The following is a 12,174-nucleotide window of genomic DNA, read 5'->3' as shown; positions in this document are numbered from 1 at the left end:
CGCACCGGCTATAGGAGCAGGCTCACAGTGGCAAATGAAGACAAGCTTCGCGAGCACCTCCGGTGGGCTGCCGCCGAACTCGGCGAGGCACGCCGCCGGGTGGCCGAGCTGGAGGCCGCCGAGCGCGACCCGATCGCCATCGTCGGGATGAGCTGCCGCTTCCCGGGCGGCGTCCGCACGCCGGAGGAGCTGTGGCGCCTGGCCGCCGAGGGCCGGCACGCGATCGGCGCGCCGCCGGCCGAACGCGGCTGGCGCGTCGAGGAGTTCTACGACCCGGACGGCGTGCGCCCGGGCACCTCGTACGTGTGCGAGGGCTCGTTCCTGGAGGGCGCGGACGCCTTCGACCCGGCCTTCTTCGACATCAGCCCGCGCGAGGCGCAGGCCATGGACCCGCAGCAGCGGCTGCTGCTGGAGACCTCCTGGGAGGCCTTCGAGCGGGCCGGCATCGACCCGTCCTCGATGCGCGGCGCCAAGGTCGGCGTGTACGCGGGCCTGATGTACCACGACTACGGCAGCCGGCTGACCTCGGTGGACGAGTCGATCGCGGGCTTCGTCGGCAGCGGCTCCTCCGGCAGCGTCGCCTCCGGCCGGATCGCCTACGTGCTCGGCCTGGAGGGCCCGGCGGTCACCGTGGACACCGCCTGCTCCTCCTCCCTGGTGGCCCTGCACCTGGCCGCCCAGGCCGTCCGGCGCGGCGACTGCACCATGGCGCTGGCCGGCGGCGTCACGGTGATGGCCACGCCCGACACCTTCGTCGAGTTCAGCCGCCAGGGCGGCCTGGCCCCGGACGGACGCTGCAAGTCCTTCGCGGCGGCCGCGGACGGCACCGCCTGGGGCGAGGGGGTGGGCATGCTGCTGGTGGAGCGGCTGTCCGACGCCCGCCGCCTCGGGCACCGCGTCCTCGCCGTGCTGCGCGGCTCCGCCGTCAACCAGGACGGCGCCAGCAGCAGCCTCTCCGCGCCCAACGGGCCGTCCCAGCAGCGGGTGATCCGGGCCGCGCTGGACGACGCCGGGCTCTCCCCCGACCTGGTCGACGCGGTCGAGGCGCACGGCACCGGCACCAAGCTCGGCGACCCGATCGAGGCGCAGGCCCTGCTGGCCACCTACGGGCAGCAGCGGCCGGCCGAACGGCCGCTGTGGCTGGGCTCGTTGAAGTCCAACCTGGGGCACACCCAGGCCGCCGCCGGGGTCGGCGGCGTGATCAAGATGGTGCTCGCGATGCGGCACGGCCTGCTGCCGCGCACCCTGCACGTGGACGAGCCGACCCCGCACGTCGACTGGGCCTCGGGCGCCGTCTCGCTGCTCACCGAGGAGCAGCCCTGGCCCGCGACCGGCCGCCCCCGCCGCTCCGCCGTGTCCTCCTTCGGGGTCAGCGGCACCAACGCGCACGTGATCCTGGAGGAGGCGCCCGCCGAGGAGGAGGCCGAGGAGCCGGCCGAGTCGGCCGACGTGCTGCCCTGGGTGGTCTCCGCGCGCACCGCCGACGCCCTGCGCGCCCAGGCCGGGCTGCTGCACGCCGCCGTCGACGCCCACCCCGAGTGGCGCCCGGCCGAGGTGGCCGCCGCGCTGGTCTCGCAGCGGACCGGCTTCGAGCAGCGCGCGGTGGTGGTCGGCGGCAGCCGCGAGGAGCTGCTCGGCGGCCTGGCCGCGCTCGCCGAGGGCGACGCCGCGCCCGGGCTGGTCATCGGCGCCGGCACGTTCGAGCGGCCGGTGTTCGTGTTCCCCGGCCAGGGCTCGCAGTGGCTCGGCATGGGCGCCGAACTGCTGGACTCCTCTGAGGTGTTCGCCGCCTCGATCGCGGCCTGCGAGGCCGCGCTGAAGCCGTACGTGGACTGGAACCTCACCGAGGTGCTGCGCGGCGGCGACCTCACCCGGGTCGACGTCGTCCAGCCCGCCCTGTTCGCCATGATGGTCTCGCTCGCCGAGGTCTGGAAGTCGCTCGGCGTCGAGCCCGCCGCCGTCATCGGCCACTCCCAGGGCGAGATCGCCGCCGCCACCGTCGCCGGCGCCCTGTCCCTGGAGGACGGCGCCCGGGTCGCCGCGCTGCGCAGCCAGGCGATCGTGCAGATCAGCGGGCAGGGCGGGATGGCCTCGCTGCCGCTGCCGCGCGACCGGGCCGAGGAGCTCGTCGCCCGCTGGGCGGGCCGGCTGTCCGTCGCCGCCGTCAACGGCCCCGCCAGCACGGTGGTCGCCGGGGACGGCGACGCGCTCGACGAACTCCTCGCCCACTGCGAGGCCGAGGAGATCCGGGCCCGCCGGATCGACGTCGACTACGCCTCGCACTCCCCGCACGTCGAGGCCATCGAGGCCCGGCTCGCCGAAGCCCTCGCCGGGATCAGCGCGAAGGCCGCCGAGATCCCCTTCTTCTCCACCGTCACCGGCGAACCGATCGACACCACCGAGCTGGGCGCCGGGTACTGGTACACCAACCTGCGCCGGACCGTCCGCTTCACCGACGCCACCCTGGCCGCGCTCGCCGCCGGGCACCACGCCTTCGTCGAGGCCAGCCCGCACCCGGTGCTCACCGCCGCCGTCCAGGACACCGCCGACAGCGCCGACCGCACCGCCGCCGTCGTCGGCACCCTGCGCCGCGGCGAGGGCGGCCCGCGCCGCCTGCTCACCTCGCTCGCCGAGGCGCGGGTGCAGGGCGCCACCGTCGCCTGGCCGGGCCTCGGTGCCGCCGGCCGCACCCTCGACCTGCCCACCTACGCCTTCCAGCGCGAGCGGTTCTGGCTCGACGCGCCGGCCACCGACGCCGACCCCCGGGCGGCCGGCCTCACCGCCACCGGCCACCCGCTGCTGACCGCCCTGCTGCCGCTGCCGGACGGCGACGAGCTCGTCCTCACCGGCCTGCTCTCGGTGGCCGGCCACCCCTGGCTCGCCGACCACGCCGTCTGGGGCACCGTCCTGCTCCCCGGCACCGCGCTGGTCGAACTCGCCGTCCACGCCGGCGACCAGGCCGGCTGCGACGTCCTCGACGAACTCACCCTGCAGGCGCCGCTGCTGCTGCCCGCGGACGGCTCCGTCCAGGTGCAGCTGCGGGTCGGCGCCCCGGACGGGACGGGCCGGCGCCCGCTCACCGTCCACTCCCGCCCCGACGCCGAGCGGCCCTGGACCAGGCACGCGACCGGCCTGCTGGCCGCCGGCGCCGAGCGGCCCGACTGGGACCTCACCGCCTGGCCGCCGGCCGGCGCGCAGCCGGTGGACGTCGACGGCCTGTACCCCCGCCTCGCCGAGGACGGCCTCGGCTACGGCCCCGCGTTCCAGGGCCTGACCGCGCTGTGGAAGCGCGGCGAGGAGCTGTTCGCCGAGGTCCGGCTGCCGCGCGAACTCCACGAGGACGCCGCCCGGTTCGGCCTGCACCCGGCCCTCCTGGACGCCGCCCTGCACGCGGCCGCGGCCGCCGGGCCGGGCCAGGTCCGGCTGCCGTTCTCCTGGGACCGGGTGACCCTGCACGCCACCGGCGCGACCGCCCTGCGGGTGCGGCTGGCCCCGGAGGGCGCGGAGGGCGTCTCCCTCCAGGTCGCCGACGGCGCCGGCGCCCCGGTGGCCCGGGTCGCGTCGCTGCTCAGCCGCCCGGTGGCCGAGGAACAGCTGCGGGCGGCCCGCGCCGGGGAAGCCGACCCGCTGCTGGCGGTGGAGTGGACCGAGTTGCCGGCCCCCGGCGCGGCCCCGGCCGCCACCCTGGTGCTGCTCGGCGACGACGCCGCGCCGCAGTTCCCCCGCTACCCCGACCTGGCCGCGCTGGCCGAGGCCGTCGACCGCGGCGCGACCGTCCCGGACGCCGTCCTGGTGCCGGCCGCCGTCACCGACCCGGAGCAGCCCGCCCCGGCGGCCGTCCGGGCGGCCACCGAAGGCCTCCTGACGCTCCTCCAGCAGTGGCTGGCCGACGAGCGGTTCGCCGCCGCCCGCCTGGTGCTGCTCACCCGGGGCGCGGTCGGCGCCGCCGAGGGCGAGGACGTGCGCGACCTCGTCCAGGCCCCGCTGTGGGGGCTGCTGCGCTCCGCCCAGACCGAGCACCCGGGCCGGTTCGTCCTGCTCGACCTGGACGGGCACAGCGCCTCGGCCGCCGCCGTGGCCGCCGCCCTGGCCACCGAGGAGGACCAACTGGCGCTGCGCGGCGGCCGGTTGCTCGCCCCCCGACTGGTCCGGGCGGCCACCGAGCGGCTGCTGCGGGCGCCGGCCGACGCCGAGCACTGGCGGCTGGACACCACCGGCAAGGGCACCCTGGAGAACATCGCCCTGCTGCCCCACCCCGACGCCGGCGCGCCGCTCGGCCCCGGCCAGGTGCGGGTCGCCGTCCGCGCCGCGGGCATGAACTTCCGCGACGTGCTGCTCGGCCTCGGCATGGTCAACCAGGACGTGATGGGCGGCGAGGCCGCCGGCCTGGTGCTCGACGTCGCCCCGGACGTCACCGGCTTCGCCCCCGGCGACCGGGTGATGGGCATGGTGCCCGGCTCCTTCGGCCCGGTCGCCGTGGTCGACCACCGGCTGCTCGTCCCGCTGCCCGCCGGCTGGAGCTTCACCGACGGCGCCACCGTGCCGATCGCCTTCCTCACCGCCTACTACGGCCTGGTCGACCTCGCCCACCTCTCGGCCGGCGAGTCGGTGCTGATCCATTCGGCCACCGGCGGCGTCGGCATGGCCGCCACCCAGCTCGCCCGCCACCTGGGCGCCGAGGTGTACACCACGGCCAGCCCCGCCAAGTGGGAGACCCTGCGCGCCCTCGGCGTCCCCGAGGACCGGATCGCCTCCTCCCGCAGCCTCGACTTCGAGCAGCGGGTCCGGGAGGCCACCGGCGGCCGGGGCGTGGACGTGGTGCTGAACTCGCTCGCCAACGAGTTCGTCGACGCCTCGCTGCGGCTGCTCCCCGAGGGCGGCCGGTTCGTCGAGATGGGCAAGACCGACATCCGCGACGCGGACGAGGTCACCGCCGCCCACCCCGGCACCAGCTACCTGTGGTTCGACCTGATCGAGGCCGGCTACGAGCGGATCGGCCGGATGATGGGCGAGCTGATGCCGCTCTTCGAACGCGGCGTGCTGCGGCCGCTGCCCGCCGCCACCTGGGACGTGCGGCGCGCGCTGGACGCGTTCCGGTTCATGAGCCAGGCCAGGCACACCGGCAAGGTCGTGCTCACCATGCCGACCGCGCTCGATCCGGACGGCACCGTGCTGATCACCGGCGGCACCGGCGTACTGGGCGGCCTGGTCGCCCGCCACCTGGTCGCCGAGCACGGCGTGCGCCACCTGCTGCTGCTCGGCCGCCGCGGCCCGGCCGCCGCCGGCGCCGAGGAGCTGCGCGCCGAACTCGCCGCACTCGGCGCCGAGGTGACCATCGCCGCCTGCGACACCGCCGACCGCGCCGCGCTCGCCGAGGTGCTCGCCGCCGTCCCCGCCGCGCACCCGCTGACCGGCGTCGTGCACGCGGCCGGCGTCCTGGACGACGCGGTGATCGCCTCGCTCACCCCCGCCCAGCTGGAGTCCGTGCTGCGCCCCAAGGTGGACGCCGCCTGGCACCTGCACGAGCTGACCCGGGACGCCGACCTCGCCGCCTTCGTCCTGTTCTCCTCCTCCGCCGCCGTGCTCGGCGGCCCCGGCCAGGGCAACTACGCGGCCGCCAACGCCTTCCTCGACGCGCTCGCCCAGCGCCGCCGGTCCGAGGGCACCAGCGGCCTCGCCGTCGCCTGGGGCCTGTGGGAGCAGGCCAGCGCGATGACCGGCCACCTGAACGCGGCCGACCTGACCCGGATGCGCCGCTCCGGGATCAGCCCGCTCGGCGACGCCGAGGGCCTGGCGCTGTTCAGCGCCGCGCTGCGCGCCGACCAGCCGCAGCTGGTCGCGATGAAGCTCGACGTCACGGCGGCCCGCGCCGCGTTCGCCACCGGCCCGGTGCCGCCGCTGCTGCGGCAGCTGGTCGGCGGCTCCACCCGGCGGGCGGTGGCGGCGGCCGGCGGCGACGGCGGCCGCTCGGCACTGGCCGGCCGGCTGGCCGGGCTGCCCGAGGCCGGCCGGGCCCGGGTGCTGCTGGACCTGGTGCGCGGCCATGCGGCCGTCGTGCTCGGCCACGCCACCGACGAGGCCATCCAGCCCGCCCAGGCGTTCAAGCAGCTCGGCTTCGACTCGCTGACCGCCGTCGAGCTGCGCAACCGGCTGAGCGCGGCCACCGGGCTGCGGCTGCCCGCCACGCTGGTCTTCGACCACCCGACGCCCGAGGCGCTGGGCCGCTTCCTGCTCACCGAACTGGCGCCCGCCCAGGGCGAGTCGGCGGACGGCGATCCGGCGGCGGACGCCGAGGTGGCCCGGCTGCTCGCCACCATCCCGCCGGCGAGGCTGCGCGCGGCCGGCCTGCTGGACGCGCTGCTGGCCCTGGCCGGCGGCCCGGGACCGGACGGGCCGCCCCCGGCCGGGGACGCCCGGGCCGAGGAGGAGGAGCTGGCCGAGGTCGACGACATGGACGTCGACGACCTGATCGGCCTGGCCCTCGGTACCGGCGACAGCGCCGGTGATCACGACACCGAGTCCACTGACTTCTGATCGCGTTCGGAGTGCGGAGACCAACGATGGCTGCATCACAGGACAAGGTGCTGGAGGCGCTGCGGGCCTCGGTCAAGGAGACCCGGCGGCTGGAGCAGCAGAACCGCCGGCTGACCGAGGCCCGGCACGAGCCGATCGCGATCGTCGGCATGGCCTGCCGCTTCCCCGGGGACGTCCGCTCCCCGGAGGACTTCTGGCGGCTGCTGGCCGACGGGCGTGACGCCGTGGCCGAGTTCCCCACCGAACGCGGCTGGGACACCGAGGAGTTGTACGACCCGGACCCGGACGCCGCGGGGAAGAGCTACGTCAAGCACGGCTGCTTCGTGCGGGGCGCGGAGCGCTTCGACGCCGCGTTCTTCGGGATCAGCCCGCGCGAGGCGGTGGCGATGGACCCGCAGCAGCGGCTGCTGCTGGAGACGTCCTGGGAGGCGTTCGAGCGGGCCGGCATCGACCCGTCCTCGGTGCGCGGCAGCCGCACCGGCGTGTTCGTCGGGGCGTCCCCGCTCGGCTACGCCGCCGGGCCGCACACCGCCGAGGGCGCCGAGGGCTACCTGCTGACCGGCACCACCGTCAGCGTCGCCTCCGGGCGGCTCTCGTACGCCTTCGGGCTGGAGGGCCCGGCGGTCACCGTGGACACCGCCTGCTCCTCCTCGCTGGTGGCCCTGCACCTGGCCGGCCGGGCGCTGCGCGACGGCGAGTGCACGATGGCGCTGGTCGGCGGCGCGGCCGTGATGGCGGCGCCGCACATGTTCATCGAGTTCAGCCGCCAGCGCGGCCTCGCCCCGGACGGCCGCTGCAAGGCCTTCGCCGGGGCGGCGGACGGCACCGCCTGGGGCGAGGGCGTCGGCGTGCTGCTGGTCGAGAAGCTGTCGGACGCGCGGGCCAACGGGCACCCGGTGCTCGCGGTGGTGCGCGGCTCGGCGATCAACCAGGACGGCGCCTCCAACGGCCTGACGGCGCCCAGCGGGCCGGCCCAGCAGCGGGTCATCCGGCAGGCGCTGGCCGACGCCCGGCTGACGGCCGACCAGGTCGACGCCGTCGAGGCGCACGGCACCGGCACCCGGCTCGGCGACCCGATCGAGGCGCAGGCCCTGCTGGCCACCTACGGCAAGGAGCGGCCCGCCGAACGGCCGCTGCAGCTCGGCTCGGTGAAGTCCAACATCGGCCACACCCAGCTCGCCGCCGGCGTCGCCGGGGTGATCAAGATGGTGCTGGCGATGCGGCACGGCGAGCTGCCCGCGACCCTGCACGTGGACGAGCCGACCCCGCAGGTCGACTGGTCGCGCGGCGCCGTCGAGCTGACCACCACGCGGCGGGCCTGGCCGGCCGCCGACCGGCCCCGGCGGGCGGCGGTGTCCTCGTTCGGGATCAGCGGCACCAACGCCCACGTGATCCTGGAGCAGGCCCCCGCCGAGGAGCCGTCGGCGTCGCCCGCCGAGCCGCCCGCCGCCACCCCGTGGCTGCTGTCCGCCCGCACCCCGCAGGCCCTGACAGCCCAGGCCGACCGGCTCGCCGCCGCCGTCGCCGCCCACCCCGACTGGCAGCCGGCCGACGTGGCCCGCACGCTGGTCACCGCCCGGGCGGACCTCGACCACCGGGCCGTGGTGCTCGGCGACGGCCGCGCCGCCCTGCTCGCCGGCCTGGACGCGCTGCGCACCGGCGCCGCCGCCCCGCAGCTGGTCCGCGCCGACGCGACCCGCCCCGGCAAGCTCGCCTTCCTGTTCACCGGCCAGGGCTCCCAGCGGGCCGGCGCCGGGCGTGAACTGCACGCCCGCTTCCCGGTGTTCGCCGCCGAGCTGGACAAGGTCTGCGCCCTGCTGGCGGAGCGCACCGGCCTGCCGGTGCGCGAGGCGCTGCTCGCCGAGGACGACGCGCTGCAGGGGAAACTGGACGAGACGGCGTTCACCCAGGCCGCGCTGTTCGCGCTGGAGGTGGCGCTGTACCGGCTGGCCGAATCCTGGGGCCTGACGCCCGACTTCCTGCTCGGCCACTCCATCGGCGAGCTGGCCGCCGCGCACGTCGCCGGGGTGTTCTCGCTGGAGGACGCCGTCACGGCGGTCGCCGCGCGCGGCCGGCTGATGCAGGAACTGCCCTCCGGCGGCGCCATGGTGGCCGTCGAGGCGGACGAGGCCGAGGTCGCCGCGCTGCTGGCCGGCAAGGAGGCGCTGGCGAGCATCGCCGCCGTCAACGGGCCGCGGGCGGTGGTGGTCTCCGGCGACGAGGCGACCGTCACCGAGCTGGCCGAGCGGCTGCGGGCCGAGGGCCGGCGCACCAAGCGGCTGACCGTCAGCCACGCCTTCCACTCCCCGCGGATGACGGGCATGCTCGACCGGTTCCGCGAGGTGCTGGCCGGCCTGACCCTGCGTGAGCCGGTGCTCCCGCTGGTCTCGAACCTCACCGGGCTGCCGGTGGACGGGGCCGAGATCCGCACCCCCGAGTACTGGGTGCGCCACGTCCGGGAGGCGGTGCGCTTCCACGACGGGGTGCGCCACCTGCTCGGCCAGGGCGTCACCACCCTCCTCGAGCTGGGCCCGGACGGCGTGCTGTCCGCGATGGCGCAGAACGGCGCGGGCGAGCGGGCCGCGGCGATCGCCGCCCTGCCGCTGCTGCGCAAGGGCCGCCCGGAGCCCGACACCGCGCTCGCCGCCCTCGCCGGGGCACACGCGCGCGGCGTCCCGGTCGACTGGTCGGCCGTCCTCGGCGGCCCGGCCGCCCACCCGGTCGACCTGCCGACCTACCCGTTCCAGGGCGAGCGCTACTGGCTGGACGCCGGCCACGCCGCCGCGGCCGAGCCCGCCGGCCTGGGCGTCGCGGCCGCCGGGCACCCGCTGCTGGGCGCCGCCGTCACCCCCGCCGACGGCGGCGGGCTGATCCTCACCGGGCGGCTGTCCGTCCGCTCGCACCGCTGGCTGGCCGACCACGTCGTGCTGGACACCGTGGTGGTGCCCGGCACCGCCTACCTGGACCTGGCGCTGCACGCCGCCCGGCTGACCGGCTGCACGGCCGTCGAGGAGCTGGACCAGGAGGCCCCGCTCGTCCTCACCGGCGCCGACGCCCGCCAACTGCAGCTGGTGGTCGGCCCCGACGACGGCACCGGCCGCCGGCCGATCGCCGTCTACTCCCGGCCCGACGACGGCGACGCACCCGCCCTGGAGGGCGCCGAGCCGCAGCCGTGGACCCGGCACGCCGGCGGCGTCCTCGCCGCGGGCGGCACCGACGAGCCGGCCTGGCGGGCGGACGGCGTCTGGCCGCCCGAGGGCGCCGAGCAGGTGTCCGTCGACGACTTCTACGAGGCCGTCGCCCGCGCCGGCTTCGCCTACGGCCCGTCGTTCCAGGGCCTGCGGGCGATGTGGCGGCGCGGCGAGGAGCTGTTCGGCGAGGTGACCGCGCCCGAGCAGGCCCGGGACGCCGGCTTCGGCGTGCACCCGGCGGTGCTGGACGCGGCGCTGCACACCGGCCTGGTCGGCACCACCGGCGAGCGGGTGCTGCTGCCGTTCGCCTGGAACAGCGTGCGCCTGCACCGGGCCGGCGCGACCGCGCTGCGGGTGCGCCTGGCCCCCGCCGGGCCGGACGCGATGTCCCTGCAGGTGGCCGACGAGAGCGGCGCGCCGGTCCTCGCGGTGGCCTCGCTGCGGGCCCGGCCGGTCTCGGTCGAGCAGCTGCGCGCGGCCTCCCGGGCCGGGGTCGGCGACGCGCTGTTCCGCGTCGACTGGACGCCCGCCGAGCCGGCCACCGGCGGCGTCGGCCGCTGGGCCGTCCTCGGGGACGGCGAGCTGGGCGCGGACGTCGCCCCCGAGCGCTACCCGGACCTCGCCGCGCTCACCGCCGCCGAGGCACCCGACACCGTCTTCCTGCTGCCGCGGCAGGCCCCGGACGGCGACCTGCCCGGCGCCGTGCGCGCCGCGCTGGAGCACACCGCCGCCACCCTGGTCGCCTGGGCCGAGGACGAGCGGTTCGCCGCCTCCCGCCTGGTCGTGCTGACCCGCGGCGCGGTCGCCGCCGGCGCCGACCAGGACGTGCCGGACCTCACCCAGGCCCCGCTGTGGGGCCTGGTCCGGGCCGCCCAGGCCGAGCACCCGGGCCGGTTCGTGGTGCTCGACCTCGACCCGGCCGGCGCCGACCCGGCCGCCGCCCTGCAGACCGCCGCCGTCACCGGGGAACCGCAGCTCGCCCAGCGGGCCGGGGGCGTCCTGACACCCCGGCTGGTCCGGGCCCGCGCCGCCGCGCCCGCCGCGCCCGCCGTCCTCGACCCCGAGGGCACCGTCCTGGTCACCGGCGGCACCGGCGCGCTCGGCGCCCTGCTCGCCCGCCACCTGGTCACCGAGCACGGCGCCCGCCACCTGCTGCTGCTCGGCCGTCAGGGCCCGGCCGCCGCCGGCGCCGCCGAACTGCGCGCCGAACTGGCCGCGCTCGGCGCCGAGGTGACCGTCACGGCCTGCGACGCGGGCGACCGCGCCGCGCTGGCCGAGGTGCTGGCCGCCGTCCCCGCCGCACACCCGCTGACCGCCGTCGTGCACGCGGCCGGCGTGACGGCGGACGGCGCGCTCGCCGCCCTCGACGCCGCGCACTTCGACGCCGCGCTGCGCCCGAAGGCCGACGCCGCCTGGCACCTGCACGAACTGACCGAGGGCAGCGACGCCGCCTTCGTCCTGTTCTCCTCGGCGACGGCCACCCTCGGCGGCGCCGGTCAGGGCGCCTACTCGGCGGCCAACGCCTTCCTGGACGCCCTCGCCCGGCACCGCACCGCCCAGGGCCGCCCCGCCCTCTCGCTGGCCTGGGGCCCGTGGGAGCAGCGCGACGGCATGGCCGGGGCACTCGACGAGGCGACGCTGGGCCGGATGCGCCGCGCCGGCGTCCGCTCGCTCACCGAGGCGGACGGCCTGGCGCTGTTCGACGCCGCGCTGACCGGCGGCGAGCCCGTGCTGCTGCCGGTGCGGCTCGACGCGGCGGCCCTGCGCGCCGCCGGCCCCGACCTGCCGCCGCTGCTGCACGGGCTGGCCGGCCCGGCCCGCCCCCGGGAGGCCGGGGCGGCCGACGAGCTGCGCCGCCGGCTCGCCGGGCTGGACGGGCCGGAGCGCGAACGCGCCCTGCTGGACCTGGTCCGGGCCCAGATCGCGGTGGTGCTCGGCCACGCCGACGCGACCGCGGTCGGCGCCGACCGTACCTTCGGCGACCTCGGCTTCGACTCGCTGACCGCCGTCGAACTGCGCAACCGGCTGACCGCCGCCAGCGGCCTGCGGCTGCCCGCCACGCTCGTCTTCGACTACCCGACGGCGGCCGAACTGGCCCGCTACCTGGACGGCGCGCTCCCCCGCGAGGGCACACCCGCGGCCGCCCCGCTGCTGGACGACCTCGACCGCCTCGACACCGCCCTCGCCCGACTCGCCGCCGACCACCCCGACCGGGCCCGGATCGGCGCCCGGCTGCGCGCCCTGGCCGCCCGCTGGAGCGACCAGCGCGCCACCGGGGAGAGCGAGAACCCGGACGGCGAGCTGGAGTTGGAGTCGGCCGACGACGACGAGGTGTTCGACTTCATCACCAATGAGCTCGGCATCTCCTGACCAGCCGTCCGCCTGTCCCACCGTCCAGTCCTCCTGAAGGGGTTGCGCCACCGTGGCGAACGAGACCGAGGAAAAGCTC

The 12,174-nt window shown here is 77.6% G+C and carries 2 protein-coding genes and 1 pseudogene; all 3 read left to right on the top strand.

From position 1 onward, the window contains the following. Positions 1-27: 27 nt before the first annotated feature. Positions 28-2,592 (top strand): annotated as a pseudogene (locus tag ACPC54_RS09500) (type I polyketide synthase); the annotation flags it as partial. A 48-nt stretch (positions 2,593-2,640) separates the two neighbouring features. After that, on the top strand, positions 2,641-6,534 hold the full coding sequence (locus tag ACPC54_RS09495; protein ID WP_498963216.1) for an SDR family NAD(P)-dependent oxidoreductase: 3,894 nt from the start codon (positions 2,641-2,643) through the stop codon (positions 6,532-6,534). Between the two features lie 26 nt (positions 6,535-6,560). After that, complete coding sequence (locus ACPC54_RS09490) at positions 6,561-12,095, top strand: SDR family NAD(P)-dependent oxidoreductase (RefSeq protein ID WP_498962995.1); 5,535 nt, start codon at positions 6,561-6,563, stop codon at positions 12,093-12,095. The last annotated feature ends 79 nt before the right edge of the window (positions 12,096-12,174 follow it).

Origin of the sequence: Kitasatospora sp. NPDC094028, from assembly GCF_049543595.1 — a bacterium.
In the GTDB taxonomy this organism is placed as follows: domain Bacteria; phylum Actinomycetota; class Actinomycetes; order Streptomycetales; family Streptomycetaceae; genus Kitasatospora.
Note: the sequence above shows the minus strand (reverse complement) of the source record. Positions and strands in the feature narration are given on the sequence as shown.

Bases quoted from the DNA above. Each gene is read 5' to 3' on its own strand.
- ACPC54_RS09490 (WP_498962995.1), top strand. From the start codon at position 6,561: ATGGCTGCATCACAGGACAAGGTGCTGGAGGCGCTGCGGGCCTCGGTC.